This is a genomic window from Streptomyces sp. NPDC002328 (assembly GCF_042890065.1).
GTDB lineage: Bacteria > Actinomycetota > Actinomycetes > Streptomycetales > Streptomycetaceae > Streptomyces.
Window position 1 is genome coordinate 72,432 of the sequence record NZ_JBIARQ010000014.1, and the last position, 26,896, is coordinate 99,327.

Annotated in this window: 22 protein-coding genes and 1 riboswitch; of the genes, 12 read left to right on the plus strand and 10 right to left on the minus strand. The window is 73.6% G+C overall.

Annotated elements, in window-relative coordinates:
• The first annotated feature begins 103 nt into the window (after positions 1-103).
• Together ACFYX4_RS29335 and ACFYX4_RS29340 are read left to right on the plus strand one after the other, a co-directional pair.
• On the plus strand, positions 104-796 hold the full coding sequence (locus tag ACFYX4_RS29335) for a hypothetical protein (protein WP_389339595.1): 693 nt from the start codon (positions 104-106) through the stop codon (positions 794-796).
• 561 nt (positions 797-1,357) lie between these two features.
• A complete protein-coding gene (locus tag ACFYX4_RS29340; RefSeq protein WP_389339830.1) occupies positions 1,358-2,845 on the plus strand; it encodes a PepSY-associated TM helix domain-containing protein in 1,488 nt (495 codons plus the stop codon).
• Positions 2,846-2,904: 59 nt separating this feature from the next.
• Here ACFYX4_RS29340 and ACFYX4_RS29345 read toward each other — a convergent pair whose 3' ends face one another.
• Together ACFYX4_RS29345 and tsaD are read right to left on the minus strand one after the other, a co-directional pair.
• Complete coding sequence (locus tag ACFYX4_RS29345; protein ID WP_389339597.1) at positions 2,905-3,537, minus strand: GNAT family N-acetyltransferase; 633 nt, start codon at positions 3,535-3,537, stop codon at positions 2,905-2,907.
• Positions 3,537-4,616 carry a tRNA (adenosine(37)-N6)-threonylcarbamoyltransferase complex transferase subunit TsaD gene (gene tsaD, locus ACFYX4_RS29350; protein ID WP_389339599.1) on the minus strand — a complete coding sequence of 360 codons (1,080 nt, stop codon included), beginning with the start codon at positions 4,614-4,616 and terminating at the stop codon, positions 3,537-3,539. Before tsaD ends, ACFYX4_RS29345 begins: the two co-directional genes overlap by 1 nt.
• Positions 4,617-4,839: 223 nt before the next feature.
• Between tsaD and ACFYX4_RS29355 the strand changes: the two genes are divergently transcribed.
• Complete coding sequence (locus ACFYX4_RS29355) at positions 4,840-5,481, plus strand: superoxide dismutase (RefSeq protein WP_389339601.1); 642 nt, start codon at positions 4,840-4,842, stop codon at positions 5,479-5,481.
• 120 nt (positions 5,482-5,601) lie between these two features.
• Here ACFYX4_RS29355 and cpt read toward each other — a convergent pair whose 3' ends face one another.
• Positions 5,602-6,123 (minus strand): chloramphenicol phosphotransferase CPT, encoded by a 522-nt coding sequence (cpt, locus tag ACFYX4_RS29360; protein WP_389339603.1) that lies wholly within the window; start codon positions 6,121-6,123, stop codon positions 5,602-5,604.
• A 163-nt stretch (positions 6,124-6,286) separates the two neighbouring features.
• Here cpt and ACFYX4_RS29365 point away from each other — a divergent pair, with 163 nt between their 5' ends.
• Both ACFYX4_RS29365 and ACFYX4_RS29370 read left to right on the plus strand, forming a co-directional pair.
• Positions 6,287-6,463, plus strand: coding sequence for a hypothetical protein (locus ACFYX4_RS29365; protein WP_389339605.1), 177 nt, complete (start codon positions 6,287-6,289; stop codon positions 6,461-6,463).
• Positions 6,433-6,915, plus strand: coding sequence for a LysE family translocator (locus ACFYX4_RS29370; RefSeq protein ID WP_389339607.1), 483 nt, complete (start codon positions 6,433-6,435; stop codon positions 6,913-6,915). Before ACFYX4_RS29365 ends, ACFYX4_RS29370 begins: the two co-directional genes overlap by 31 nt.
• Positions 6,916-6,936: 21 nt before the next feature.
• On the opposite strand, the gene ACFYX4_RS29375 is transcribed toward ACFYX4_RS29370, so the two are convergent.
• The gene (locus ACFYX4_RS29375) at positions 6,937-7,848 is read right to left on the minus strand and encodes an NAD(P)-dependent oxidoreductase (RefSeq protein ID WP_389339609.1); all 912 of its coding nucleotides are present in this window, start codon (positions 7,846-7,848) and stop codon (positions 6,937-6,939) included.
• An 84-nt stretch (positions 7,849-7,932) separates the two neighbouring features.
• Here ACFYX4_RS29375 and ACFYX4_RS29380 point away from each other — a divergent pair, with 84 nt between their 5' ends.
• Positions 7,933-8,313, plus strand: coding sequence for a winged helix-turn-helix transcriptional regulator (locus ACFYX4_RS29380; protein ID WP_389339611.1), 381 nt, complete (start codon positions 7,933-7,935; stop codon positions 8,311-8,313).
• 39 nt (positions 8,314-8,352) lie between these two features.
• Here the strand turns inward: ACFYX4_RS29380 and ACFYX4_RS29385 are convergent, their stop codons facing one another.
• A complete protein-coding gene (locus ACFYX4_RS29385) occupies positions 8,353-9,453 on the minus strand; it encodes a magnesium and cobalt transport protein CorA (protein WP_389339613.1) in 1,101 nt (366 codons plus the stop codon).
• Positions 9,454-9,767: 314 nt separating this feature from the next.
• Between ACFYX4_RS29385 and cbiE the strand changes: the two genes are divergently transcribed.
• Genes cbiE through ACFYX4_RS29400 form a run of 3 tightly spaced genes read left to right on the plus strand, consistent with a single transcriptional unit; the run spans position 9,768 to position 12,129 of the window.
• The gene (gene cbiE, locus ACFYX4_RS29390) at positions 9,768-11,036 is read left to right on the plus strand and encodes a precorrin-6y C5,15-methyltransferase (decarboxylating) subunit CbiE (RefSeq protein ID WP_389339615.1); all 1,269 of its coding nucleotides are present in this window, start codon (positions 9,768-9,770) and stop codon (positions 11,034-11,036) included.
• Positions 11,033-11,782 (plus strand): precorrin-4 C(11)-methyltransferase, encoded by a 750-nt coding sequence (cobM, locus tag ACFYX4_RS29395; protein ID WP_389339617.1) that lies wholly within the window; start codon positions 11,033-11,035, stop codon positions 11,780-11,782. Before cbiE ends, cobM begins: the two co-directional genes overlap by 4 nt.
• Positions 11,776-12,129, plus strand: a complete 354-nt coding sequence (locus tag ACFYX4_RS29400) for a glyoxalase superfamily protein (RefSeq protein WP_389339619.1) — start codon at positions 11,776-11,778, stop codon at positions 12,127-12,129. Before cobM ends, ACFYX4_RS29400 begins: the two co-directional genes overlap by 7 nt.
• Positions 12,130-12,150: 21 nt before the next feature.
• On the opposite strand, the gene ACFYX4_RS29405 is transcribed toward ACFYX4_RS29400, so the two are convergent.
• Positions 12,151-13,314: a cobalt-precorrin-5B (C(1))-methyltransferase gene (locus tag ACFYX4_RS29405; RefSeq protein WP_389339621.1), complete on the minus strand. Its 1,164-nt coding sequence runs from the start codon at positions 13,312-13,314 to the stop codon at positions 12,151-12,153.
• 18 nt (positions 13,315-13,332) lie between these two features.
• On the opposite strand from ACFYX4_RS29405, the gene ACFYX4_RS29410 reads away from it, so the two are divergent.
• Positions 13,333-14,097 carry a cobalt-precorrin-6A reductase gene (locus tag ACFYX4_RS29410; protein ID WP_389339623.1) on the plus strand — a complete coding sequence of 255 codons (765 nt, stop codon included), beginning with the start codon at positions 13,333-13,335 and terminating at the stop codon, positions 14,095-14,097.
• A 190-nt stretch (positions 14,098-14,287) separates the two neighbouring features.
• On the opposite strand, the gene ACFYX4_RS29415 is transcribed toward ACFYX4_RS29410, so the two are convergent.
• The 3 genes from ACFYX4_RS29415 to cobG are packed head-to-tail and all read right to left on the minus strand — an operon-like array spanning position 14,288 to position 17,737.
• Positions 14,288-15,778 carry a precorrin-2 C(20)-methyltransferase gene (locus tag ACFYX4_RS29415; RefSeq protein WP_389339625.1) on the minus strand — a complete coding sequence of 497 codons (1,491 nt, stop codon included), beginning with the start codon at positions 15,776-15,778 and terminating at the stop codon, positions 14,288-14,290.
• The gene (locus ACFYX4_RS29420) at positions 15,775-16,407 is read right to left on the minus strand and encodes a precorrin-8X methylmutase (RefSeq protein WP_389339627.1); all 633 of its coding nucleotides are present in this window, start codon (positions 16,405-16,407) and stop codon (positions 15,775-15,777) included. The genes ACFYX4_RS29415 and ACFYX4_RS29420 overlap by 4 nt, the downstream gene beginning before the upstream one ends.
• 10 nt (positions 16,408-16,417) lie before the next feature.
• Positions 16,418-17,737 (minus strand): precorrin-3B synthase, encoded by a 1,320-nt coding sequence (gene cobG / locus ACFYX4_RS29425; protein ID WP_389339832.1) that lies wholly within the window; start codon positions 17,735-17,737, stop codon positions 16,418-16,420.
• 102 nt (positions 17,738-17,839) lie between these two features.
• A riboswitch (cobalamin riboswitch) is annotated at positions 17,840-17,917 on the plus strand.
• A 52-nt stretch (positions 17,918-17,969) separates the two neighbouring features.
• Between cobG and cobN the strand changes: the two genes are divergently transcribed.
• Together cobN and ACFYX4_RS29435 are read left to right on the plus strand one after the other, a co-directional pair.
• On the plus strand, positions 17,970-21,557 hold the full coding sequence (gene cobN / locus ACFYX4_RS29430) for a cobaltochelatase subunit CobN (protein ID WP_389339629.1): 3,588 nt from the start codon (positions 17,970-17,972) through the stop codon (positions 21,555-21,557).
• A 237-nt stretch (positions 21,558-21,794) separates the two neighbouring features.
• On the plus strand, positions 21,795-24,329 hold the full coding sequence (locus ACFYX4_RS29435; RefSeq protein ID WP_389339631.1) for a SpoIIE family protein phosphatase: 2,535 nt from the start codon (positions 21,795-21,797) through the stop codon (positions 24,327-24,329).
• Positions 24,330-24,377: 48 nt separating this feature from the next.
• Here the strand turns inward: ACFYX4_RS29435 and ACFYX4_RS29440 are convergent, their stop codons facing one another.
• Positions 24,378-26,879, minus strand: a complete 2,502-nt coding sequence (locus ACFYX4_RS29440) for a SpoIIE family protein phosphatase (protein WP_389339633.1) — start codon at positions 26,877-26,879, stop codon at positions 24,378-24,380.
• Positions 26,880-26,896: the final 17 nt, after the last annotated feature.

The following is a 26,896-nucleotide window of genomic DNA, read 5'->3' on the forward strand; positions in this document are numbered from 1 at the left end:
TCGAAGACTTCGTGTGGCCGGAACTGAGCGGACGTGCGGCTGCGTACGTAGTACCAAACAACAACGGAACCGGCACGGCCGGGTGAGCGCGCGAGGAGGGGCGATGGCTGAGCACGGTCCGCTCCGCTTCCTGCGTGTCGCGGCGTTCACCTTGGTGTGCGTGCTGCTCGCCGCCTCCGGACACGGCATGGCCTCCGGCCACCACCCGCCGGCGGCGCTGCTGGCGATCGGTGCGCTGGCGATCGCGGCCACGGCCGGGCGGCTCGCCTGCCGTGAACGCACCCTGGTCGAGATCGGCGGCGCCGTCACCGTCGTCCAGGGCGCGCTGCACGTCCTGTTCGCGCTCGCCGACTCCTCCCGGCACGCCACGCCGTCCCAGGCGGGCTACACCGGGCATGCCGGGCACGCCGCAGGTCAGGGGCACACCGGTCATCAGGGCTCCCTGGTCGCGGTGGACTCCGCGGAGCTGTGGGGCGGCGCCGAGGACCCGTTGGGCACGCTCTTGGCCCACGGCACTCCGTCCATGCTCCTCGCTCACCTGATCGCCGGACTCGGCGCCGCCTGGTGGCTGCGTCAGGGCGAGGCCCTCGTCTGGCGGTTGTGCAGCCTGCTGCGCGCGCCGGTCTCGGCGACGCTGCGGGCCCTGGCCCTGGTGTGGCGCTGGCTGCATCCGGACGGCCGGCTGCCGGGCAAGTGGCTTCCGGCGCTCGCCCGTTCGGCGTCGGCGCCGCGCCGGTCCCAGGTACTGGAGCACAGTCTCGCGCGGCGGGGTCCGCCCGCGCTGTTCGCTCGCTGATCCGCGTACCGGAGGTGCTGACGGCACCGTCCGGCGACGCGGTGTCCGCCGTGCGCGCCCGGTCCCCGACCGGACGCCCGCCACGGCTCTCACGGGTACGCCCCGCCGACCGGACCGGCCGCACGCCGTCCCCTCCGGCCGCGGGCGAGCCGTGCCTTCCCAGCGTGTGACACCTCGCCCGCCTCTGTGACGCGGGCCGCGCCCAGACCCAGGAGCCATGTCTTGAGCACCACTTCCGCGACCTCCTCCGACGAGACCCCGTCCTCGCCGCCGGCCGCGACCGACACCGAGAACGAGAACGGGAAAGAGACGGTCGCCGAGAGCGGGACCGGGGACGCGACCGGCGTCAGATCCGACACCGCGCCCGCCACCGAGCCGGCGGCGAAACCCGAAGCCGACCCCGAGTCCGCGGCGAAGTCCACCGTCGACCCCGATGTCGACCCCGAGTCCGCGGCGAAGCCCGAAGCCGCCCCCGAGCCCGAGTCCGCGGCGAAGTCCGCGGTCGGCCCCGGCACCCAGCCCGGAGCCGCCCCCGAGACCGACCCCGAAGCGAGCCCCGACGTGCCGCGGCCGGACGCCGACACCGCCGCCCCCGCCGCCGGCGAGGCCCCCGCCGCGACGGCACCGTCCAAGGGCGAGCCCCGCCCCGGCGCCACCCGTTCCCGCTCCGGTTGGTGGCCCCTGCTCACCCGGCTCCACTTCTACGCCGGCATCCTGGTCGCCCCCTTCCTCCTCGTCGCCGCCCTGACCGGCCTCGCCTACACCGCCGTCCCGCAGCTCGACCAGCTCGTCTACGGCGAGCAGCTGTACGTCGACAAGGTCGGCGACACGCCGAAGCCGCTGACCGAGCAGATCGCCGCCGCCCGCGAGGCGCACCCCGAGGGCAGCATCGTCTCGGTCATCCCGCCCGCCGAGTCCGACCAGACCACCAAGGTGGTCCTCTCGGTGCCGGAACTCGCCGAGCAGGACAAGCAGCGCACCGTCTACGTCGACCCCTACACGGGCGAGGTCCGCGGCGCACTCACCACCTGGTGGGGTTCCACTCCGCTGACCACCTGGCTGGACGACCTGCACCGCAACCTCCACCTCGGTGAGACGGGCCGCCTCTACTCCGAGCTCGCCGCGAGCTGGCTGTGGGTGCTCGTCCTCGGCGGCCTCGCGATGTGGTTCGGCCGTCGCCGTTCGTACGCGGGCGGCTCGGCACGAAACACCGTGCTGCCCGAGCGCGGCACCCGGGGCGTGCGCCGCACCCGCAGCCTGCACGCCGTCACCGGCGTGTGGATCTCGCTCGGTCTGCTCGTCCTCAGCGCCACCGGTCTGACCTGGTCCGCGCACGCCGGTGAGCGCTTCTTCGAGCTGCGCACCTCGCTCAGCGCCTTCCCCGCCGAGCTGGACACCGCGATGAGCGGCTCGGCGTCGGCCTCGCACGAAGAGAGCGGCCACCACGGCGGTCAGGGCTCCGCGGCCACGGGACTGCCCGCCGGGCTGACCGTCGACGAGGTCTACGAGAAGGCCCGCGCCGCCGGGCTGGACGGGCCGGTCGAGATCGGAACCCCCGCCGACGAGAAGAGCACCTGGACCGTCACCCAGACCGACAACCAGTGGCCGGTCCGCATGGACCAGGCGGCCGTCGACCCGCACAGCGGTGAGATCACCTCGCGCGTCGACTGGGCGGACTACCCCGTCCTCGCCAAGCTGTCCAAGCTCGGCGTCGCCGCCCACATGGGCGTCCTGTTCGGTCTCGCCAACCAGATCGTGCTGGCGGTCATCGCCCTCGGCCTCAGCGCGGGCATCGTGCTCGGCTACCGCTCGTGGTGGCAGCGCAGGCCCACCCGGACCGACCGCCGCGCCCTGGCCGGCCGTGCGCCCGCGCGCGGCACCTGGCGGCGGCTGCCCTGGCCCGCCCTGGCCGTCGTCGTGCCCGTCACCGTGTTCGTCGGCTGGGCCTTCCCGCTGCTGGGCTGGACCCTGCTCGGCTTCCTGGTCCTGGACCTCGTCCTCGCCCTCGTCCAGCGGCTGCGCGCCACGAAGACCCCCGTGGACGCCTGAACCGCCCCGCCGCCCCGAGCCCGCGGATCTCGGCGGTGCGCACGTGGGTCTCCGGATGCTTACAGGGGCTGGGCGGTCAGGGACCGCGCGGGGTGACGGGGGCCGAGGAAGACGGCGACGCCCGCGCCGTCGGGGGAGGGGTGGGTGGCCTGGCTCCAGCCCTGCCGGCGGTAGAAGGCCATGGCTCGGGCGGACCGTACGGAGGTGAGCAGCCACGAACGCCCGCCGGGAGCGCCCTCGGTGACGGCCTCCAGGAGCCGCGCGGCGACTCCGGTGCCGTGGGCCGACGGGCGCACGGCGAGTTCGTCCACCTCGCGGGCCCCGCACAGCCAGTCGACGGTGTGGGCCGGGCCCAGACCGGCGGCGGCCTCGGGGTAGCAGCGGTCGGTGGGGAAGGGGGCGAGGGTGGTCCAGGCGGTGGCGAAGCCGAGGACCCCGGCGGTCCGCGGGCCGGTGCGGCCGGATGCCGGGGAGCCGGCGTCCCCAGGGCCCGGCACCGGCCCCGGCTCGGCGAAGGCGATCGCGGCGGTGAAGCCGGGCCGCCGCACCTGCCCCGCGAGCCGCCGCACGAAGGCGTCGGCCTCCTCCTCGCCCTCGCTCCACGGCGGGGCGCAGAAGGCGTCGACGTACACGGACCGCAACTCAGCTTCGTGCGCGAGGAGTTCGGAGCTCGTCATGACCTGAACGTCCATCAGGCGGCCACCTCCTTCGCCCCGCCCGCGGAACGCGCGGAGAGCGGGTGCAGGGCCGCGTACTCCAGCGGCGCCGACGGATCGATCGACACGTCCAGCGGCGCGGGCTCGGCCCCGGCGCGTACGAGGAGGTCGCCGACGGCGGCGATCATCGCGCCGTTGTCGGTGCACAGCCGCAGCGGCGGCACCCGCAGCTCGATCCCGGCCGCCCGGCACCGCTCCTCGGCGAGCGAGCGCACCCGCGAGTTCGCGGCCACCCCGCCCACGACGACCAGCGTGCCCACACCGTGCTCGGCACAGGCCGCGACCGCCTTGCGGGTCAGCACGTCGGCGACGGCCTCCTGGAGCGAGGCCGCGCCGTCCGCCACCGGCAGCTCACGGCCCGCGTGCCCCTCAGCCCAGCGCGCGGCGGCCGTCTTCAGCCCCGAGAAGGAGAAGGCGTACGGATCGTCGCGCGCCCCGGTCAGCGGGCGCGGGAAGGAGACGGCGCGCGGATCGCCCTCGCGCGCCACCCGGTCGATGGCCGGACCGCCCGGATACGGCAGACCGAAGACCCGCGCCACCTTGTCGAAGCACTCGCCGGCCGCGTCGTCGAGCGTGTCACCGAGATGGAGGATCGGATCGCGGACCAGATCGCGGACGAGGAGCAGCGCGGTGTGCCCGCCGGACACGATCAGCACCGTGCAGGGGTCGGGCAGCGGCCCGTGCTCCAGGGTGTCGGCGGCGACATGACCGGCGAGGTGGTGCACGCCGTGGAGGGGGACGCCGAGCGCGTACGCGATGCCCTTCGCCCCGGCCAGGCCCACCTGGAGCGCGCCCGACAGCCCCGGCCCGGTGGTGACGGCGACCGCGCCGACGTCGGAGAGCCGCAGGCTCGCCTCGTTCAACGCCCGCCGCACGACCGGGCGCAGGGAGTGCACATGGGCGCGCGCGGCGACCTCGGGCACGACGCCCCCGTAGCGCGCGTGCTCGTCCATGCTCGACGCGATCGCGTGCCCGAGCAGCCTCCCGTCCCGGACGAGTCCCGCGCCGGTCTCGTCACACGACGACTCGATGCCCAGCACGATCGGAGAACCCATGACCACTTCTTCCTGCGCCTCTTGCTGCACCCATTAGGTTATTGCAAGTAGTGTGCAATAGAAGGGACGTGAATGGGTATCCGCACCCCGATCGGGAGCCGGATCGGACCGAACTCCGCGACACGGCCGAAGTCCTAGGTCCAATGCCTGATCGGCAACTGCTCGCTTCTACTGTTAGCGTGCAGCTGCATACTATTCGCAAGAACGTCGGAGGACGTTGGACATGGCGGTTTACACGCTCCCGGAGCTTCCGTACGACTACGCGGCGCTCGCCCCCGTGATCAGCCCGGAGATCATCGAGCTGCACCACGACAAGCACCACGCGGCGTACGTGAAGGGCGCGAACGACACCCTGGAGCAGCTCGCCGAGGCGCGGGACAAGGAGACGTGGGGTTCGATCAACGGGCTGGAGAAGAACCTGGCCTTTCACCTCTCCGGGCACATCCTGCACTCGATCTACTGGCACAACATGACCGGTGAGGGCGGCGGCGAGCCCCTGGACAAGGACGGCGTGGGCGAACTGGCCGACGCCATCGCGGAGTCGTTCGGCTCCTTCGCCGCCTTCAAGGCGCAGCTGACGAAGGCGTCGGCGACGACTCAGGGCTCCGGCTGGGGAGTTCTGGCCTACGAGCCGCTGAGCGGCCGTCTGATCGTGGAGCAGGTCTACGACCACCAGGGCAACGTCGGCCAGGGATCCACCCCGATCCTGGTCTTCGACGCCTGGGAGCACGCCTTCTACCTTCAGTACAAGAACCAGAAGGTCGACTTCATCGACGCGATGTGGCAGGTCGTCAACTGGCAGGACGTGGCGAAGCGTTACGCGGCGGCCAAGGAGCGGGGCGACAGCCTGCTGCTCGCGCCGTGACGGCGTAACACCTCGTACGACGAACCCCGTACGACGAAGGGCTCCCGCAGGAACGTGCCGCTGCGGGAGCCCTTCTGCGTGTCGTGGTCCTGTGTGCCGTGTGCCGTGTGCCGCGGTTGGTCAGCGCACGCGGGCCGCGATGGCCCGGGCGCACACGAGGGACTCGGTGTGGGTCGTGTCCACTTCGAGGTCGTAGCGCACCCCTTGGTGCACCGCCTCCGCCTGCGAGGCCGCCATCCCCACGACTCGGTCGCCCCGGGCGATCTCACGGCCCTCCGCGACCGCGCGCTCGCAGCGCACGCCGACCCACAGCACGTCCAGATCGCCCACGGCCTCTTGCCAGCGCCGCTGCGACGCCGCTCCGCCGAGGAACACGTCGTCGATGACGACCCGCGCCCCGGAACGAGCCATCGTCGCTACGCCCTTGGCCCAGGCCGCGTCCAGCGCCCGGAACTCAGCTCCGACGCTCACCCCGCCGTCCGCCGCGAACACGATGCCCTCGTCCGACGCCCGCATCCGCGCGGGCAGCGCGTCGACGAACGAGTCACACCCGAACGCCAGCCAGGGGTCAGGCAGTACGGCCTGAAGACACCGCACGATCCCGGACTTCCCCGAGCTGGAACCACCGTTGAGAATGATCATCTGAGTCTGCATCCGAGTCGCCACCGCGTCACAGTAGGCCGCGCGCCGGACGACACGAAACGAATATCGGCGCGGACCACGGGAGTTGCGGCATGGGAGCCGCCGCCGGTGGAACCCGCCCCGCACGGACGTCCGACGGCCGGACGCGGAACGGAGCACACCGATGTCGGTCGACCTAACGGGATTCCTCGCCGTGGTGCTGCTCGCCTACCTGGTGCCCGGCCCTGACTTCCTGGTCATCGTCCGGGCCGCCGCCCGGAGTTGGGCCGGGCGGCGGCCCTGGGAGCGCAGACCGGCCTGTGCGCGCACATGTGCGCCGCGGCGCTGGGCCTGTCGGTGATCGCCGCCGGCTCGGCCCACGCCTTCACCGCGATCAGGCTCGCGGGAGCCGCGTATCTCGTGTACCTGGGCGTCCGGGCCCTGCTCGACAGCCGTGCCGCCGCCGCCCCGGAACGCGGCCGGACGCCCGCGCGGGAAGCGGAAATCCCCAGCCGCCGTGACGGCTTCACCCAGGGACTCCTCACGAACCTGCTCAACCCGAAGGCGGCCCTGTTCTTCCTCAGCGTCCTGCCGCAGTTCGTCGACCGGGACGGCGGCGGCTCGGTCACCCGGCAGATCTTCCTGCTCGGTGCGCTCGACGTGCTGCTCGGCGTCGTCTACTGGCTGGCCCTGGTGGGAGTCGCGACCCGGCTGCGCGCGATCCTGAACCGGCCGGCATGGCGCCGCCGCTGGGAACGCCTCACCGGCGGCCTGTTCATCGCTCTCGGCGTCGGGGTGGCGGCGGCCGGGTGAGCCGCCGGTTCGGGTCCCGGGTCAGGTCCCGGATCCCCGGATGCCGTCGATGATCCGGGTCCAGTTGTCGCTGCCGTGGCCGTTGTCGAGGGCGTGGCGGTAGTGGGCCTGGACGGCCAGGGGGAGGGCGAGGTCGAGGCCGAGGGATCTGCTGGTGTCGACGATGTGGTCCGCTGTCGCGCCCATCATGGTGACCGTGCTGAGGTCGCCGGGATGCTCGCCGGCGTCCAGCGCCGCGCCGGGGGTCTCCTCGCCGGCCCTCAGTATGTCGCCGACCGAGTCGGCGGTGGCGAGCAGTTCCGTCAGGATTTCCTCGGCCTTCATCCCCGCGGAGCCCAGCATCGCGGTGGCGTGCATCAGCGCGGACAAGGTGCTGAGGAACACGGTGAGTTGGGCTTGGTACATCAGCTGGGCGAGGCCGGGATCCGCGCCGAGGTGTCTCGGCGTGCCGAGCGGCGCCAACACGGCCCGGTGCCGGTTCATCACCTCGTCGGGGCCGCTGTAGTAGACGAGGGACGCCTCCGTGCCGACCATCGGCGCCGGGACCATGACACCGCCGGTGAGGAAGGCGGCGCCGTGGCTCGCCGCCCAGGCCGCCGCCTCTCGGGTGCGGTCGGGGGTGTCCGAGCTGAGGTTGACCAGGGTCCGGCCGGCGAGGGAGGCGGTGGAGCCGTCGAGGATGTCGTACATCGCTTTGTAGTCGGTGAGGCTGAGGATCACGAGGTCGCTCGCCTCGACCGCCTCGCGTGGCGTCGCCGCGAGGGTCGCCCCGTCGGCGACGACGCCGTCGGCCCGGCGGGCGGTGCGGTTCCAGACGGTGACGGGGTGGCCGGCGGTGAGGAGGGTGCGGGTCATCGCCTGGCCCATCGGGCCGAGCCCGATCACGGTGACGGCGTTGCTCTGCGTAATGGGTCGGTTCTCTCTCTCGTTCACCCCTCCATGCTCGGACAGCGCCGCTAGTCTCGGAAGTACCCACTATTTACTGCGGTACTTACCTTCTAGTAAGGGGGATCAGCGATGGCGGCAGCGCCGAGACGCGGGCCTTACATCTGCGGCATCGACGCCGCGCTCGACGTGGTGAGCGGCAAGTGGAAGGGCCTTATCCTCTGGGAACTCCACGTCCACGGTGTACGCCGCTTCGCGGAACTCCGCCGCGGCCTGCCCGGAGTGAGCGAGAAGATGCTGACCCAGCATCTGCGCGAGATGGAGGCGGACGGCCTCGTCCACCGCAGGATCTACGCCGAGGTGCCGCCGAAGGTGGAGTACTCCCTCACAGAACACGGAAGCACCCTCAACGAGGTACTCGGCCCCCTCGGAGCCTGGGGCACCGAACGAGTGCAACGCGAAAACCTCACCGTGGTCGACACCACCGAGACTTCGGCCTCCACCACGAGATGAGCGACCGGTTGTGAGCGGTGGGAGTAGGCGGTCGGTGGCTCATAGCCAGCCGTTGCGTTTGAAGCCGCGGTGGATGACGAAGCAAGCCGTGGCGATGACCGTCAGGACCAAGGGGTAGCCGAAGCGCCAGCGGAGTTCGGGCATGTGGTCGAAGTTCATGCCGTAGACGCCGCACACCATGGTGGGGACGGCGATGATCGCCGCCCAGGCGGTGATCTTGCGCATGTCCTCGTTCTGGGCGACGGTCACCTGGGCGAGGTGGGCCTGGAGGATGGAGTCGAGCAGGCCGTCGAACGCCGTGATCTGTTCGGTGACGCGGGTGAGATGGTCGGCGACGTCCCGGAAGTACGCCTGTATCTCCTTGTCGACACAGGCGCGGGGTTCGGTGGCCAACCGGTCCAGAGGGCGGGCGAGCGGGACCACCGCTCGCTTCAACTCCAGCAGCTCACGCTTGAGTTGGTAGATGCGCCCGGCGTCGGCGTTGCGGGGGCTGTGCGGGGAGAAGACGTCGGTCTCGACCTGGTCGATGTCGTTCTGAACGGCCTCGGCGACCGACAGATAGTCGTCGACCACATGGTCGGCCAGCGCGTGCAGCACCGCGGAGGGACCCTTCGCCAACTGCTCCGGCTCCGCTTCGAGATCCTCGCGCAGGGGACCGAGCGAGCCGTGACGGCCATGGCGGACGGTGACGACGAAGTCGGGGCCCGTGAAGATCATGATCTCGCCGGTGTCGACGACCTCGCTGGTCGCGGTCAGCTCGGCGTGCTCCACGTACGTGACCGTCTTGAAGACGGCGAACAGTACCTCGCCGTACTGCTCCACCTTGGGCCGCTGATGCGCGTGGACGGCGTCCTCGACGGCGAGGGGGTGCAGACCGAACAGCTCCGCCACCCCGGCGATCTCCTCCGCGCGGGGCTCGTGCAGACCCAGCCACACGAACCCGCCCCGGTGCTTGCGGGCCTGCCGGACGGCCTCCTCCACCGAGTCCGTGCCCGGCTGCCGGACGCCGTCGCGGTAGACGACGCAGTTGACGACCGTCGAGCCGAGCGGGGAGCGCGCGGGATGACTGAGGTCCACGCGGCGGCGTCGGCTGCGCCGCGCCATGTTAGCGACTTTGCGCAGGTTGCCGACCATCGACATGCGGATCCTCCTTCACCGGACCGTCGGACCCGGACAGTGTGCCAGGCGGTCGCGCAGAGATACGTCAAGGCCGACACGGCCCCCCGGGCCCGCCCACCGGCAAGACCGCTGCCCCCGGCTGACGACACACCCAACGCGACGCGCCCGAAGGCCAGTTGAGGGGCCGACCGCCGTGGATTCGGTTGCAGTCCGCCGCCGTACGCGGCACCTGTAACGCGCCAAGAAAGCCCGATGACGTGCACCCGAGCACCGGCGAACCCCTCCCCGCCCAGTAGAGTGCGCCCCTGTTGCCCCCGAAACACGAGGTACGCGCAGTGAAGCCCGCACGGCCAGGACCGTCGTCGTCCGTCGTCACCGTCGTCGGAATCGGAGCCGACGGGTGGGCCGGGCTCCCGGACGCCTCGCGCGCCGCACTGCGCGACGCCGAGGCGCTGATCGGGGGTCCGCGGCAACTGGACCTGCTGCCCGCGGAGTGCGCCGGGGAGCGGATCGCCTGGCCCTCACCCCTGCGGCCCGCCGTCCCCGCCCTGCTCGCCGCGCACGCGGGCCGCCGCATCGCCGTCCTCGCCAGCGGGGACCCCATGTTCTACGGCATCGGACGCGCCCTCGCCGAGGAGACCGACGGCGACGCCCTGCGCGTCCTGCCGCACCCCTCCTCCGCCTCCTACGCCGCCGCCCGCCTCGGCTGGCCCCTGGAGGACGTCGACGTCGTCACGGTCGTCGGCCGCCCCACGGCCCGCCTCGCCGCCGCCCTGCACGAGGGCCGGCGGCTCCTCGTGCTCAGCGCGGGCGCCGGCACCCCCGGCGAGGTCGCCGCCCTGCTGCGGGACCGCGGCTTCGGGCCCAGCCGGCTGCGGGTCCTGGAACAGCTCGGCGGCCCCGCGGAGCGCGTCACCGCCGCGATCGCCGCCGACGACTGGCCCGGCTCCCCGCCGCCCGGCGATCCCCTCAACATCGTCGCCGTCGTGTGCCGCCGCGCCCCGGAGGCCCTGCGGCTCGGCGCGGCCCCCGGGCTCCCGGACGAGGCCTACGAGCACGACGGACAGCTCACCAAACGGCACATCCGCGCCGCCACGCTCGGCGCGCTCGCCCCCGCGCCCGGCGAACTGCTGTGGGACGTCGGCGGCGGCTCCGGCTCCATCGCCGTCGAGTGGATGCGCACCCACCCCTCGTGCCGCGCGATCACCGTCGAGCGCGATCCCGTGCGCGCCGAACGCATCGCCCGCAACGCGGAGCGGCTGGGCGTGCCCGGCCTGCGGATCGTCACCGGCGCCGCACCCGTCGCCCTCGCCGAACTCCCGCCCCCCGACGCCGTGTTCATCGGCGGCGGACTCACCGCCCCCGGACTCCTCGACGCCTGCTGGGAGGCACTGCCCTACGGGGGGCGGCTCGTCGCCAACACCGTGACGCTGGAGTCGGAGGCGCTGCTCGCCGACGCCTACCGGCGGCACGGCGGCGAACTGGTGAAGCTGGCCGTCGCGCACGCCGTGCCCGTCGGCGGCTTCACCGGGTGGCGGCAGGCGATGCCGGTGACCCAGTGGGCCGTACAGAAGATCAACCCGTCCTCAGGAGCAGACAGATGACCGTGTACTTCATCGGCGCCGGCCCCGGCGCCGCCGACCTGATCACGGTGCGCGGCGCACGCACGCTCGCCGCCTGCCAGGTCTGCCTGTACGCGGGCAGCCTCGTCCCGCGCGAACTGCTGGCCGAATGCCCGCCGGACGCGCGGCTGGTGGACACCGCGCGGCTCGACCTGGACCAGATCACCGCCGAACTGCTCCGGGCCCACGAGGAGGGCCACGACGTGGCCCGGCTGCACTCCGGGGACCCGTCCGTGTTCAGCGCCGTCGCCGAGCAGATGCGGCGGCTCGACGCGGCCGGGGTGCCGTACGAGGTCGTCCCGGGCGTGCCCGCGTTCGCCGCCGCCGCGGCAGCCCTCAAGCGGGAGCTGACCGTGCCGACCGTCGGCCAGACCGTCATCCTCACCCGCGTCGCCGAGCGCGCCACCGCCATGCCGGAGGGCGAGGACCTCGCCACGCTCGGCCGCAGCGGCGCGCTGATCGTGCTGCACCTGGCGGCCCGGTACGTCGACCGCGTCGTCGACGAACTCCTCCCGCACTACGGCGCCGACTGCCCCGCCGCCGTCGTCGCCTACGCGTCCCGCCCCGACGAGCTGATCATCCGCGGCTCGCTCGACGAGATCGCCGCGCGGGTGAAGGAGGCCGGAGTGCTGCGCACGGCCGTGATCATGGTCGGGCGGACGCTGGGGGCGGAGCAGTTCCGCGACAGCCACCTGTACTCGCCGGAACGGGACCGCCACTCGTGCTGAGCGACAGCGGCGGCGTCCGCGAGGAGATCATCCCGATCCTGCGCGTACGGGACGCGGCCGTCGCCGTCGACTGGTACGCGCGGCTGGGCTTCCGGCAGCAGTGGGAGCACCGCTTCGAGCCCGGCTTCCCGGTGTTCACCGAGGTCGCCCGTGGCCGGGTCCGGCTGTACCTGTCGGAGCACGAGGGGGACGCCCGCCCCGACACCCTGGTGTATCTGCGGGTCGCCGATCTCGACGCGGTGGCCGAGGAGTTCGGCGTACGGCCCGAGGAGGCGCCCTGGGGCCGCGAGCTGGAGCTGCGGGACCCGGACGGCAACCGCCTCCGCGTGGGCCCGGCCGGTGACTGAGCCGTCTCCCGCACAGGACGGTCAGGCCACCGCGCTGCGGCCCACGACCGTCCCCGCCCGGTCGATGCAGATCACGTCCACCGCGACCGGCGCGCCCCGCAGCACGGCCAGCGCCTCGTCGCGGGCCGCCGTCGCCACCAGGTCGCCCAGCGGCACCCCGGCCGCCATGCACAGCTGGAGCGCGGCGAGCCCGGTGTTGGCGACGGCCACCTCGGCGGCCAGCGCCTCGTCCGCGCCGCCGCGTCGCGCGAGTGCGGCGAGAAAGCCCTTGTCGACCTGCGAGCGGGCCGAGTGCAGGTCGAGGTGGCCCGCGGCCAGCTTGGACAGCTTGGCGAAGCCGCCGCAGACGGTGAGCCGGTCGACGGGGTGGCGGCGGACGTACTTCAGCACCGCGCCCGCGAAGTCGCCCATGTCGAGCAGGGCGTCCTCGGGCAGGTCGTACTCGGCGACGACCGTCTTCTCCGACGTCGACCCGGTGCACCCCGCGACATGCGTCCGCCCGGCCGCCCGCGCCACGTCCACGCCCCGCCGGATGGAGTCGATCCACGCCGAACAGGAGTACGGCACCACGATCCCGGTCGTGCCCAGGATGGACAGCCCGCCGAGGATGCCGAGCCGCGGGTTCCAGGTCGAGCGGGCGATCTCCTCGCCGTGGTCGACGGAGACGGTGATCTCGACGTCGCCGGCGTCGCCGTGCCGGGCCGCGACCTCGGCGACGTGGTCGCACATCATCTTTCGCGGGACCGGGTTGACGGCGGCCTCGCCGACGGACAGCGGCAGACCGGGCCGGGTGACGGTGCCGACCCCCGGGCCCGCCCTGAAGACGACCCCGGTGCCGGCGGGCAGCCGCCGTACCGTGGCCCGGATCAGCGCGCCGTGCGTGACGTCGGGATCGTCGCCCGCGTCCTTCACGACCCCCGCCATCGCGTACGCGTCCGTCCGCTCCTCGGCCGCCAGCGCGAACGACGGCGTCTGCCCCTTGGGCAGCGTGATCGTCACCGGGTCGGGGAACTCGCCGGTCAGCAGCGCGGTGTACGCGGCCGTCGTGGCCGCCGTCGCACAGGCGCCGGTGGTCCAGCCGGGCCGCAGACCGGTGTGCTTCAACTGGGCACTCCGGCCGCCCTTCGCCTCGTCGGCGCTTCCCGCGGCGGACTCGCCGGCGCCCTGTGACTCGCTGTTGCTCATGAACGGACCTGGACTTCCATGCACGTACTGATCCTCGGCGGCACCACGGAGGCCCGCCGCCTCGCCGAACTGCTGCACGGCACGCCCGGTCTGCGGCTGACCAGCTCCCTCGCCGGGCGGGTCGCCAGCCCCCGGCTGCCGCCGGGCGAGGTCCGCGTCGGCGGGTTCGGCGGGACCGAGGGGCTCACGGCGTGGCTGCGCGAGAACGCCGTCGACGCGCTCATCGACGCCACCCACCCCTTCGCCGGGACCATCAGCTTCCACGCGGCTCGGGCCGCCGCCACCGCCCATGTTCCCCTGCTCGCCCTGCGCCGCCCCGGCTGGGTCCCCGTCGAGGGCGACCGCTGGCACGAGGCCGGCTCGCTGGAGGAGGCGGCCGGGCTGCTGCCCGGCCTGGGGGAGCGGATCTTCCTCACCACCGGCCGGATGGGCCTCGCCGCCTTCGCGGACCTGACCGGCCCGTGGTTCCTCGTACGCTCCGTCGACGCGCCCGAGCCGCCGCACCCGCCGCGCATGGAGGTGCTGCTCGACCGGGGGCCCTTCACCCTGGACGGCGAGCGTGAGCTGCTGCGCCGCCACCGCATCGACGTCGTCGTGACGAAGGACAGTGGGGGAGCGGCCACCGCGCCGAAACTGACCGCGGCCCGGGAGGCCGGGGTCCCCGTGGTCGTGGTCCGGCGGCCCGAGGCACCCGAGGACGTCCCGGTCGCGCCCGACCCGGAGCGGGCGGCCGACTGGCTCACCCAACACCTCGGCCTGCCTCCGGTCCCCCCGCAGACCTGAGCACCGCCCACGACACCGCCCGGCGGACGGCCCCGCGTGCGCGGGGAGCGGGCGGTACCGCACGTGCGGCAAGCGCGTCCAGCGAACGGGCGGTGCCCCGCCCACGGCACCTGCTCGGGACCGGCACCGGTGCGGCACCGCCGGGCACGGCCGGCGGTGCCGCATCGCCTCACGCCTGCCTCCCGCCCCCTCACGCCTCCGGGTACCGGCGAGGCGTCCAGACGATCTCCTCGCCGTCGCCGCGCCGTACGACCTGCGTCTGTGAGGAGCCGACCAGCAGGATCGTCCGCATGTCGACCTCGGCCGGATCGAGGTCGGCCAGCCGCACGATCCGCACGCTCTCGCCGGCGCCGCCCACGTCCCGCGCCACCACGACCGGCGTGTCCGCCGCCCGCAGCTCCAGCAGCAGCTCACGGGCCTCGCCCACCTGCCGGGTACGGCTGCGCGAGCCCGGGTTGTACAGGGCGAGCACCAGATCGGCCGAGGCAGCGGCCCGCAGCCGCTCGGCGATGACCTCCCACGGCTTGAGCCGGTCGGAGAGCGAGATCGTGGCGTAGTCGTGCCCGAGCGGCGCACCCGCGCGGGCGGCGGCCGCGTTGGCGGCGGTCACGCCCGGCAGCACCCGCACCGGAACGTCCTGGTACTCCTTCTGCGAGGCGATCTCCAGGACGGCCGTCGCCATGGCGAACACCCCCGGGTCGCCGCCGGAGACGACGGCCACCCGCCGCCCCCGCCGGGCCAGGTCGAGGGCGAACTCGGCGCGCTCCGACTCGACCTTGTTGTCCGAGCCGTGCCGCACCTGCCCGGCGCGCTCCGGCACCCGGTCGAGGTAGGTGGTGTAGCCGACGAGGTCGTCGGCGGCGGCGAGCGCGCCCCGCGTCTCGGGCGTCAGCCACAGCGGGCCGGCCGGGCCGGTCCCGACGACGACGACCTCGCCGCTCTCCCGCGCCTCGGGCCGCTCGGCGTCGACCCGGCTCGGCAGCACGGCCACCGAGAAGTACGGCACCGACTCCGCGTCCACGTCCGCCAGTTCACCGACCCGCTCGCCGGCCATGGTGGCCCGCTCCACATACCGGGCCTCGCCCAGCCGCCCCGAAGTCTCCATCGCCCGGCGGACCTTGGAGAAGGTGCGGCCCAGCTTCATCACCACGGCCACGTCCGTCGCGGCGAGCCGCGCGGTCAGCTCCTCCTCGGGGAGCGTGCCCGGGAGGATCGTCAGCACCTCCTCGCCCTCGACGAGCGGAGCGCCGAGCCGGGCCGCGGCGGCGGACACCGACGTGACCCCGGGGATCACCTCGGTGTCGTAGCGGTCGGCCAGCCGCTTGTGCATGTGCATGTAGGAGCCGTAGAAGAGCGGGTCGCCCTCGGCGAGGACGGCCACCGTGCGGCCCGCGTCGAGATGCGCGGCGAGCCGGGCCGCGGCCTCGGCGTAGAACTCGTCGATCGCGCCCTGGTAGCCGCCCGGGTGGTCGGTGGTCTCCGTGGTGACCGGGTAGACCAGCCGCTCCTCGACATGGTCGGCGCGGATGTGCTTCGCCGCGATCGAGCGAGCGATCGACCGGCCGTGCCGGGCGCTGTGGTACGCGATCACGTCCGCCTCGGCGATCACCTCGACGGCCCGGACGGTCATCAGGGACGGGTCGCCGGGGCCCAGCCCGACGCCGTACAGCTTGCCGCTCACTCTTCCTCGCTCGCGATCGCGTTGAGCGCGGCGGCGGCGAGGGCGCTGCCGCCCCGCCGTCCCCGCACCACCAGGTACTCCAGGCCGGACGGATGCGTCGCCAGCGCCTCCTTGGACTCCACCGCGCCGACGAACCCGACCGGCACGCCGATCACGGCGGCGGGCCGGGGCGCGCCCTCCTCGATCATCTCCAGCAGCCGGAACAGCGCGGTGGGCGCGTTGCCGACGGCGACCACCGAGCCCTCCAGCCGGTCCCGCCACAGCTCCATCGCGGCGGCGGTGCGCGTGGTGCCGAGCTTGGCCGCGAGGTCCGGGACGGTCGGGTCGGACAGGGTGCACAGCACGTCGTTGTCGGCGGGCAGCCGCTTGCGGGTCACTCCGCTGGCCACCATCTGCACGTCGGTGAATATGGGCGCGCCGGAGCGCAGCGCCTCGCGGGCGCGGGTCACGACGGCGGGCGTGCAGTCCAGGTCCCGTACGAGGTCGACCATGCCGCAGGCGTGGATCATCCGGACCGCGACCCGGCTGATGTCGGCGGGCAGGCCGTCGAGGTCGGCCTCCGCCCGGATCGTGGCGAAGGACTGGCGGTAGATGGCCGCGCCGTCCTTCTCGTAGTCGTACGTGGTCACGGTCTTCTTCTCACTGCTCTCGGTCGTCGTGCGGCTCGTGTGTGATCGCCGCCAGGCCGGCGGCGAGCTGGGAGGGATGGTCGATGGAGGTGGTGCGGGGTTCCTGTCCGGCCACGGCGGTGGAGAGCCGGTAGCCGCCCTCCGGTGCGGCGACCACGTCGATCCGGTCGCCCCGAGGATGCCCGCAGCGGCGTTCACACCCCGACCAGTACAGGGGGAGACCGCCCGGGCCGGCCGCATCGAGGGTCTCCGTCGCGTCGGCCCGCACATCGGCCCTGGACTTCCCGCAACCGGGCCGGCCGACGCAGGCGCCGATCCGCAGCCAGGGCGAGTCGGGATCGGTGACGAGTCCGGCGGCGGCGAGCCGGGCGAGCGACTCCGCCGCGCGTGCGGCCGTGATCGCGGGTGTGGGAAGGACCACACCGCGCCACGGCGTCAGCCGCAGCTCACCGGAGGCGACCGACGTCAACTCCCGCCACTGGAGAGCCGAGAGCCGGCCCAGGGGCACATGCGCGGACAGGGCCTCGCCCACAACTCCAGGCGGGGGGCCCTGCGTACGGCCGGTGTTCCGCGCCCGGCGCTCGTGTCCGATGCCCCAGGCCGTCAGCCGACGCTCCACCGCGCCCAGCAACTCGTCGTTGCCGAGCGCGAGTTCGTCCACCCGCCAGACGTTCGTCCCGCCGGCCCGCATCCGCTCCAGGAACGTCTCGGCGGCTGCCGAGGCGGCCCGCGCCGCCTCCCCGGCGGGCACGATCAGCGCCTCGCCGGCCGAGCCGAGGGCGAGTTCCGCGCCGCCGTCCGCCGTCGCCCGGAGCGTCACGTCCGCGTCCAGCCCGGCCACGTCCCCGCGCCCGTCGTCGAGCGCGAACAGGAAGCGCCCGGACAGCGCCCGCGCCTCCTCGCTCGCGCAGAGCGCCGCGTCCAGCGCCGACAGCCACGGCCGTGCGTCGAGCAGACCCCGCCCGTCACAGCCGGACAGCGGGGAGGCGACGACGTTGCGGACCCGTTCGTGCGTGGGGGAGGGGAGCAGTCCGGCCGCGTCCAGCAGTGCGGCCAGCTCCCCGCCGCAGCCCTCACCCAGGCCTCTCACCTGCACGTTTCCGCGCGAGGTGAGGTGCAGGTCGCCGTCGCCCAGCCGCGTGGCGGCCTCGGCGAGCGCCACCGCCTGCCGTACGGTCAGGACGCCGCCGGGGATCCGGATCCGGGCCAGCGCGCCGTCGTCCGCCGCGTGCAGCCGCAGGGTGCCGGGGCAGGCGTCACCGCGTTCGCGCGAGGCCGACGGGGCCTCGGGCGATGAACGAAGGTCAGCCGTGGACATGGCGGCGAGCATACCCACCATCAGGCACGATGCACTTCGGGGCCTCTTCCCCCGCCCCTTACTATGCTGCTTGGTGGATCATCCCGATCCGCTCACGCCACGACGGCGACAGGGGAGGAAGCCCGGTGCGAGTCCGGCGCGGTCCCGCCACTGTGAGCCCGGCCCTGGACAGGCCGGGCGAGTCAGGAACTCCCGCCGTCCGACACCGCCCGGGGCGCGGACCCCGAGGAAGGCCAGACGCCGCATGATCCTCCTGCTGTCGACGTCCGACACCGACCTGCTCAGCGCTCGTGCGGCCACCGGCCCGGTCGCCTACCGCTTCGCCAACCCCTCCCGCCTCCCCCTCGACGACCTGCCGGCCCTCCTCGACGGCGTCGACCTGGTCGTCGTACGCCTCCTCGGCGGCCTGCGCGCCTGGGAGGAGGGGCTCGACCTGCTGCTCGCCGACGGCCGCCCGGTCGTCGTCCTCACCGGCGAGCAGGCCCCCGACGCGCAGCTGATGGCGGCCTCCACGGTCCCCGTCGGCATCGCCGCCGAGGCCCACGCCTATCTCGCGCACGGCGGGCCCGCCAACCTGGAGCAGCTCGCCCGCTTCCTCTCCGACACGGTCCTGCTCACCGGCCACGGCTTCGACGCCCCCGCCGCCGCCCCCACCTGGGGCCCGCTGCCCCGGGAGGCCGAGGAGAGCGAAGGACCGACCGTCGCGGTGCTCTACTACCGCGCCCACCACATGAGCGGCAACACCGCCTTCGTCGGCGCCCTGTGCGACGCCGTCGAGGAGGCGGGCGCCCGGCCGCTGCCCCTGTACGTGGCCTCCCTGCGCGCCCCCGAGCCGGAGCTGATCGAGGAGCTGCGCGCCGCCGACGTCATCGTCACCACCGTCCTCGCCGCCGGCGGCACCAAGCCCGCCGAGGCCTCCGCGGGCGGCGACGACGAGTCCTGGGACGCGGGCGCGCTCACCGGCCTGGACGTGCCGATCCTCCAGGCCCTGTGCCTCACCGGCTCGCGCGCCGACTGGGAGGACAACGACGAGGGCGTCTCCCCGCTCGACGCGGCCAGCCAGATCGCCGTCCCCGAGTTCGACGGCCGTCTGATCACCGTCCCGTTCTCCTTCAAGGAGATCGACGAGGACGGCCTCCCGGCCTACGTCGCCGACCCCGAGCGCGCCGCCCGCGTCGCCGGGATCGCCGTACGCCACGCGCGGCTCCGCCACATCGCCAACGCCGACAAGCGCCTCGCGCTCGTGCTGTCCGCCTACCCGACCAAGCACTCCCGCATCGGCAACGCGGTCGGCCTGGACACCCCCGCCAGCGCGATCGCCCTGCTGCGCCGCCTGCGCGACGAGGGCTACGACTTCGGCGGCGCCGACATCCCCGGCCTGGTCTCCGGCGACGGCGACGAGCTGATCCGGGCGCTGATCGAGGCCGGCGGCCACGACCAGGCCTGGCTCACCGAGGAGCAGCTCGCCCGCAACCCCGTCCGCATCCCGGCCGCCGACTACCGCCGCTGGTACGCGACGCTCCCCGAGGAGCTGCGCACCTCGGTGGAGGAGCACTGGGGCCCGGCGCCCGGCGAGATGTTCGTCGACCGCAGCCGCAACCCCGAGGGCGACATCGTCCTCGCCGCCCTGCGCTTCGGGAATCTGCTGATCATCATCCAGCCCCCGCGCGGCTTCGGCGAGAATCCCATCGCCATCTACCACGACCCGGACCTGCCGCCCTCCCACCACTACCTGGCCGCCTACCGCTGGATCGCCGCGCGCGCGGACGACGGCGGCTTCGGCGCCGACGCCATGGTCCACCTCGGCAAGCACGGCAACCTGGAGTGGCTGCCCGGCAAGAACGCCGGCCTGTCCGCCGCCTGCGGCCCCGACGCCGCCCTCGGCGACCTGCCCCTCGTCTACCCCTTCCTGGTCAACGACCCCGGTGAGGGCACCCAGGCCAAGCGCCGGGTCCACGCCACCCTCGTCGACCACCTCGTCCCGCCGATGGCCCGCGCCGACTCCTACGGCGACATCGCGCGACTTGAGCAGCTCCTCGACGAGTACGCCCAGATCTCCTCCATGGACCCGGCGAAGCTCCCCGCGATCCGTGCCCAGATCTGGACCCTCATCCAGGCCGCCAAGCTCGACCACGACCTCGGGCTGGACGACCGCCCCGAGGACGACGGCTTCGACGACTTCCTCCTCCACGTCGACGGCTGGCTCTGCGAGGTCAAGGACGCCCAGATCCGCGACGGTCTGCACGTCCTCGGCAGCCCGCCCGCCGGCGCCGACCGCGTCAACCTCGTCCTCGCCATCCTGCGCGCCCGCCAGATCTGGGGCGGCGCGACCGCCCTGCCGGGCCTGCGCGAAGCCCTCGGCCTCGACGAGTCGGCCGCCACCCGCACCACCGCCGACCAGGCCGAGGAGCAGGCCCGCGCCCTGGTCCAGGCGATGGAGGACGCGGACTGGGACGTGGCCGCCGTCCCCGCCGGGCACGGCGAACAGGTCGCCGCCATCCTGGAGTTCGCGGCCCGCGAGGTCGTCCCGCGCCTGTCGGCCACGACCGACGAACTCGACCACGCCGTCCACGCGCTGGCCGGCGGCTTCGTCCCGGCCGGCCCCTCGGGCTCCCCGCTGCGCGGTCTGGTCAACGTCCTGCCGACGGGCCGCAACTTCTACTCCGTCGACCCCAAGGCCGTCCCCTCCCGGCTCGCCTGGGAGACCGGACAGGCCCTCGCCGACTCGCTCCTGGAGCGCTACCGCACGGACAACGGCGACTGGCCCACGTCCGTCGGCCTGTCCCTGTGGGGCACCAGCGCGATGCGCACCGCCGGCGACGACGTGGCCGAGGCCCTCGCCCTGCTCGGCGTCCGCCCCGTCTGGGACGACGCCTCCCGCCGCGTGACGGGCCTGGAGCCCATCCCGTACGAAGAACTGGGCCGCCCCCGCATCGACGTCACGCTGCGCATCTCGGGCTTCTTCCGCGACGCGTTCCCGCACACCATCGGGCTGCTCGACGACGCCGTGCGGCTGGCCGCGTCGCTGGACGAGCCGGCCGAGGTCAACCACGTACGGGCGCACGTCGCGGCCGACCTGGCCGAGCACGGCGACGAACGCCGCGCCACCACCCGCATCTTCGGCTCCCGCCCCGGCACGTACGGCGCCGGACTGCTCCAGCTCATCGACTCCCGGGACTGGCGCACCGACGCCGACCTCGCCGAGGTCTACACCGTCTGGGGCGGCTACGCCTACGGCCGTGAACTGGACGGCCGTCCGGCCCGCGAGGAGATGGAGACGGCGTACAAGCGGATCGCGGTGGCCGCGAAGAACACCGACACCCGCGAGCACGACATCGCCGACTCCGACGACTACTTCCAGTACCACGGCGGCATGGTCGCCACGGTCCGCGCCCTGCGCGGCACCGCCCCCGAGGCGTACATCGGCGACTCCACCCGCCCCGAGACGGTCCGCACCCGCACCCTCGTGGAGGAGACCTCCCGTGTCTTCCGCGCGCGAGTGGTCAACCCCAAGTGGATCGAGGCGATGCGCCGCCACGGCTACAAGGGCGCCTTCGAACTCGCCGCGACCGTGGACTACCTGTTCGGCTACGACGCCACGACCGGTGTGATCGCCGACTGGATGTACGACAAGCTCACCCAGACCTACGTCCTGGACCCCGCCAACCGCGAGTTCCTGCAACAGGCCAACCCCTGGGCCCTGCACGGCATCGCGGAACGCCTGCTGGAGGCGGAGTCGCGCGGCATGTGGGAGAAGCCCGACCCGGCGGTCCTGGAGGAGCTGCGGCAGGTGTACCTGGAGACGGAGGGCGACCTGGAGGGCGACGAATGACCGACGCCTCTCCGCGGTCCGGCCGGGTTCTTATTGCGATGAGTTTGCAATAACGGTTAGATTGCAGGATCGCGGGGCGCCGTATGCCTGACAGCATCCGTCCCAACGGACGGCGCCCCGCGCATGCCACCGCCCCCTGGAGCGGTGTCGCTCATCTCACAGCCGATCCTGCGCGCTCTTCGCGGCCTTTAAGCTGATTGGTGCCGGTAGGGGATTCACCCACGAGATGAGAATCCTGTGGCAGAGAGAAAGCGGCGGGTCCATGGGGTGCGCGGCGCGCCCGACGCCGGGCAGGCCGAGGCGCTGCCCTTCCACGAGCGCGGGCTGGCCGCCGCGCGCGCGGCGGCCCAGGGCGCGGCTCTCACGGCGGCCCTGCTCGGCCTGATGGGGCTGGCCGGCTGGATCACCGGCAGCGACCTCCTGAAGGAACTGCTCCCCGACTCCCACGCTTCCATGAAGCCGAACACCGCCGTGGCGCTGCCGGCGCTCGGCCTCTCCCTGGTCGCGGTGATCCGCAGACCCGCCGACCCCAGGGCGACCGCCGCGGCCCGCGTCGCCGCGACCCTGGTCGCCGTGATCTGCCTGCTCACCGCCGCGGAGTACCTGACCGGCACCAACCTGGGCATCGACGAACTCCTCTTCGAGGAGACCGCGCGCACGGCCACCGAGGCGCCCGGGCGGATGGCGCCGAACACGGCCGCCGCACTGATCCTCGCGAGCGCGGCGACCCTGTGCGCGAGCCTGCCCCGGCTGCCGGCCTGGACATGCCAGATCCCGGGCCTGGCCGTGGCCGCAGCGGGCATGGTGCGCCTCTGCGGCTTCGTCTACCGCGTGCCCCAGCTGGAGCGGATCGGCGGCTACACGGCCATGGCCCTGCACACCGCGCTCGCCCTGGTGCTGCTGGGCGTCGCGGCGTTCCTGGCCCGGCCCGGCGAGGGCCCCGCCGGACTGCTGACCAACGCCGGCGCCACCGGCGCCCTGGGACGCCGGCTGATCCTCACCGCCCTCGTCGCGCCGCTGCTGCTGGGCAAGGCGGTCCTGGCCGGTGCGAACGCCGGGCTGTACGGGACCCACATGACGACCGCCCTGCTGGTCTGCGGCCATGTGATCGTGTTCACCGCGGTCACCTTCGCCGCCCTGGCCGTGGGCCGCCGCACCGAGGTGGCGCACGCCCGCGCCCAGTGGAAGGTGCGGCAGAACGAGCTGCTCCAGGCGTTCATGGACCACACCCCCGCGATGGTGTTCATCAAGGACCTCGAAGGGCGCTACCTCGCCGTCAACACGACGTTCGAGCAGAGCACCGGCGTGCCCCGCCGGCACGTCCTGGGCCGCCGGGACGAGGACGTCCTGCCGTCGGACCTGGCACGTCAGGCGCGGGCCGCCGACCTCGACATGCTCGAACGGGGAGTCCCGGTGCAACGGCAGGAACGCCTCGGGCTGCCGGGAGGCCCGCGGGACTTCCTCACCAGCCTGTTCCCGCTCAAGGACCCGGACGGCAGGCCGTACGCCGTGTGCGGAGTCGTCACCGACATCACCGAACGCGTCGCCGCCCAGCACGAGGTCGAACGGACCAACCGGCGCTTCCTCGCCCTGCTGGAGTCCGCCCCCGACGCCACGCTGATCACGAACGGCCACGGCACCATCGTCATGGCCAACGCCCAGGTGGAACCGGTGTTCGGGCACATACCGGCCGAACTCGTCGGGACCAGCGTCGACGAGCTCGTGCCCGGCCCGCAGCGCGCCCGCCACCACGCCCTCCTCCGCCGCTACCTGGGGGCGCGCCGCCCGCGCCCGGTCGTCCTGGGCACGGGGCTGTACGGACTGCACAGCGGCGGCAGGGCCTTCCCCGTCGAGGTGAGCGCCGGCATCTTCCAGGCCGAACAGGAAGTGCTGGTGTTCCTCACCGTGCGGGACATCACCGAACGCAGACACGTCGAGAGCGAACGCGCCCTGCGCTACGAGCAGCAGCGGCGCATCGCCTACACCCTCCAGCACAGCCTCATGGGGGACCCGCCCCGCCTGGCCTGTCTGCCCAGCGCCCACCGGTACCTGGCGTCCGCCCAGGACCCCGGGGTCGGCGGCGACTGGTTCGACATCATCCCGCTGGACGAGGCGCGCACCGGCGTCGTCATCGGCGACGTGATGGGCCGGGGCCTGGAAGCGGCCGCCGTCATGGGCCAGCTGCGCGCCGCGTCGCACGCGCTGGCCCGCACGGGCATCCCGCCCGGCCGGCTCATGGCCGGGCTGGACGCGTTCGTCAGCGACCTCGCCGACCAGCTCGTCACCTGCCTGTACCTGGTGATCGACCAGGACGCCCACGAGGTCACCCTGTGCTCGGCCGGACATCTGCCCGTCATCGCGCTGCGCCCCGAGGGCACCGCCCGTCTCCTGCGGACCCACGTCAACGTGCCGCTGGGCGTCAACCATGTGCGCGGCGACGGGACGCCCTACCGCGCGACGACACAGCCGCTGGCGCCGGGCACCACCCTCGCCCTCTACACCGACGGCCTGGTCGAGCGGCCCGGCACCGACATCGACGCCCAGATCGACGTCCTCGCGCACACCCTGGGGGCCGCGCTGCGGTGCGCCGCCCAGGACGTGGAGACGCTCGACCGGGCCGCGGCCCGACTGGTCGACACCCTCATCCCGGACACCTCGGTCCACGACGACGACGTGACCCTGCTGCTCATCACCCTGCCGGAGCCCGACGCGTACGCGACCGCGCGCGGTGCCCGCGGCATCGTGTCGCAGGCGTCCGCGTCCGACCGTTGACGACGGGCGAGGGGGGCTACGGCGAACGGGGACTACGGCGAACGGGGACTACGGGAGCGACTGCTCCGTCCAGATCGTCTTGCCCTTCGGCGTGTAGCGCGTGCCCCAGCGCTGCGCGACCTGGGCCACCAGGAACAGCCCACGACCGCCCTCGTCCGTGTACCGCGCGCGCCGCATGCGCGGCGAGGTGTTGCTCGCGTCGGACACCTCGCAGGTGAGGGCCCGCTCGTGGATCAGCCTCAGGGAGACGGGGCCGCGGGCGTGTCGCACCGCGTTGGTGATCAGCTCGCTGACGATCAGCTCCGTCGTGAACGCGAGATCGGCCAGACCCCACCGGGTGAGCTGCGCCGTCGCACGGCGTCTGGCCTCCGGCACGGCCGACGGAGTGGGCGTGAACTCCCACGACGCCACCCGGTCGGGACTCAGGGTGCGGGTCCGCACCACGAGGAACGCGACGTCGTCCCGGGGCCGGTCGGGCAGCAGGGTGCGCACCATGGTCTCGCAGATCTCCTCGAGCGGCCGGTCGGGATGGGCCAGCGCGAAGGACAGCCGCTCCAGGCCGGTGTCCACGTCATGGTCGTGCGCCTCGATCAGACCGTCGGTGAAGAAGGCGAGGACGCTTCCCTCCTCCAGATCGATCTCGGCGGACTCGAACGGCAGACCACCGAGGCCGAGCGGAGGTCCCGCGGGAACGTCGAGGAAGCCGACGGGCTCCCGCATGTGCGCGATCCCCGGACTGGGATGCCCCGCCCGTGCCGCGCACAGCTTGTGAACGATCGGGTCGTACACCGCGTACACGCATGTCGCGCCGACGACCACCGGCCCCTCGGCGCTCGCCTCGGCCTCCTCGGCCAGCCGCAGGACGAGGTCGTCGACGTGCGCCAACAGCTCCTCGGGCGGCAGATCCATGTCGGCGAGCGTCTGCACGGCCGCGCGCAGCCTCCCCATGCTGGCCGCCGCGTGGATGCCGTGCCCCACGACGTCCCCCACCACCAGGGCCACCCGGGCGCCGGACAGCGGGATGACGTCGAACCAGTCCCCGCCCACGCCGGCCTCCGCGTCCGCGGGCAGATACCGGTACGCCACCTCGACGGCCGTGTGATGCGGCAGCGCGGGAGGCAGCAGACTCGTCTGGAGCGCCAGCGCCGCGCTGTGCTCACGGGCGAAGCGCCTGGCGTTGTCCACGCACACGGCCGCCCGGGCGGACAGCTCCTCGACGAGGAGCAGATCGTCCTCGTCGAACGGATCGGGATTCTCCCAGCGCAGCAGCGTCACCACGCCCGCTGTCACGCCCCGCGCCCGCAGCGGCACCACCATGTGGGAGTGCACGCCGATCCGGACGAACGGGCTCTGCCGCAGCGGGTCGTCGCTGAGCCAGCGCGTCGACGGCGTCACGGCCGCGGTGCGCACGGCCCGGCCGGTGGCCAGGCTCCGGCTCTGGGGCGACTGCGCCGGATACCGGGTGGCCGCGCCGATCTCCACGACCACCTCCGGATGATCGGCGCGGATCGACAGGTGCGCGGCGCGGGAGAGACCGTCCTGGCCGCCGCGGTGACGCGGCGGCACGGGATCCGCCCCGGCGAGGACGTCGTCGAGCAGGTCCACCGCCGCGAAGTCGGCGACCCGCGGCACCAGGATCTCCGCCAGTTCCGCGACGGTGCGCTCCAGGTCCAGCGTCGTCCCGATGCGCTCGCTGGCCTCGTTCACCAGCAGCAGCCGTTGGCGCGCACGGTCCTGGTCGTCGAAGTCGACCGCGCTCTGGCACACCCCGAAGGCGACGCCGAACCGGTCGCGCAGCGGGACGGACGACCGCAGTCTCAGACGCGCGGGGCCGCGCCGGCGGGATCCGGACGGGGGCGTCACATGCTCGAAGGAGGAAACGGTCTCGCCCACCGCCAGCGCCTGACGGGCCTGCCGCTCCACTGCCGGCGGCATCGCCGCTCCGCCGCTGCCGCTGCCGCTGCCGCTGCCGCTGATGCCGCCGCCGTCGCCGTCGGCCGGCCGGAGCAGGGCGTGCCGCTGCTGCGATGGCTGGAGGTCCTCCATGCCGGCCAGGAGGTCGTTGGCCCACCGGCAGCGCAGGTCGGCGTCGAGCACGGCCACCCCGATCGGGGACCGGTCCAGCAGACCCCGCATCGCTGCCTGGTGCAGATCCCAGTCGTTCACCCGGGTGGCGGCGCACACGGCGGCGAGCCAGCCCTCTCGCCCGTCTCCCGCCGGCAGGGCGCGCACTCGGAGCGCGAGCTCCACCTGGTGACCCGCGCGGTGACATACGGAGACCCGTCCCGCCCAACGGTCGTCGCCCGTCGGTCCGCGTCGCAGTGCCGCGGCGACGACCTCGCCGCCGAGCAGGGACGCCACCGGACGGCGCAGTACGTCGGCCGCCGCGTAGCCGAGCAGGTCCTCCGCCGCGGCGCTCCAGTACTCGACGAGCCCGTCCGCGTCCACGACCAGCAGCGCGACGGCCGAGAGGCCGAACGGATCGACCCTGGCGTCGTCGTGGAGCAGGCCCTGCGCGCCGTCGTCGTGGGGCAGGCTCAAAGCGCCCATGTCCCGGTCCCATCCGC

Bases quoted from the DNA above. Each gene is read 5' to 3' on its own strand.
- ACFYX4_RS29335 (WP_389339595.1), top strand. From the start codon at position 104: ATGGCTGAGCACGGTCCGCTCCGCTTCCTGCGTGTCGCGGCGTTCACC.
- ACFYX4_RS29345 (WP_389339597.1), bottom strand. From the start codon at position 3,537: ATGGACGTTCAGGTCATGACGAGCTCCGAACTCCTCGCGCACGAAGCT.
- tsaD (WP_389339599.1), bottom strand. From the start codon at position 4,616: ATGGGTTCTCCGATCGTGCTGGGCATCGAGTCGTCGTGTGACGAGACC.
- ACFYX4_RS29355 (WP_389339601.1), top strand. From the start codon at position 4,840: ATGGCGGTTTACACGCTCCCGGAGCTTCCGTACGACTACGCGGCGCTC.
- cpt (WP_389339603.1), bottom strand. From the start codon at position 6,123: ATGATCATTCTCAACGGTGGTTCCAGCTCGGGGAAGTCCGGGATCGTG.
- ACFYX4_RS29365 (WP_389339605.1), top strand. From the start codon at position 6,287: ATGTCGGTCGACCTAACGGGATTCCTCGCCGTGGTGCTGCTCGCCTAC.
- ACFYX4_RS29370 (WP_389339607.1), top strand. From the start codon at position 6,433: ATGTGCGCCGCGGCGCTGGGCCTGTCGGTGATCGCCGCCGGCTCGGCC.
- ACFYX4_RS29380 (WP_389339611.1), top strand. From the start codon at position 7,933: ATGGCGGCAGCGCCGAGACGCGGGCCTTACATCTGCGGCATCGACGCC.
- ACFYX4_RS29385 (WP_389339613.1), bottom strand. From the start codon at position 9,453: ATGTCGATGGTCGGCAACCTGCGCAAAGTCGCTAACATGGCGCGGCGC.
- cobM (WP_389339617.1), top strand. From the start codon at position 11,033: ATGACCGTGTACTTCATCGGCGCCGGCCCCGGCGCCGCCGACCTGATC.
- ACFYX4_RS29405 (WP_389339621.1), bottom strand. From the start codon at position 13,314: ATGAGCAACAGCGAGTCACAGGGCGCCGGCGAGTCCGCCGCGGGAAGC.
- ACFYX4_RS29410 (WP_389339623.1), top strand. From the start codon at position 13,333: ATGCACGTACTGATCCTCGGCGGCACCACGGAGGCCCGCCGCCTCGCC.
- cobG (WP_389339832.1), bottom strand. From the start codon at position 17,737: ATGCTCGCCGCCATGTCCACGGCTGACCTTCGTTCATCGCCCGAGGCC.
- cobN (WP_389339629.1), top strand. From the start codon at position 17,970: ATGATCCTCCTGCTGTCGACGTCCGACACCGACCTGCTCAGCGCTCGT.
- ACFYX4_RS29440 (WP_389339633.1), bottom strand. From the start codon at position 26,879: ATGGGCGCTTTGAGCCTGCCCCACGACGACGGCGCGCAGGGCCTGCTC.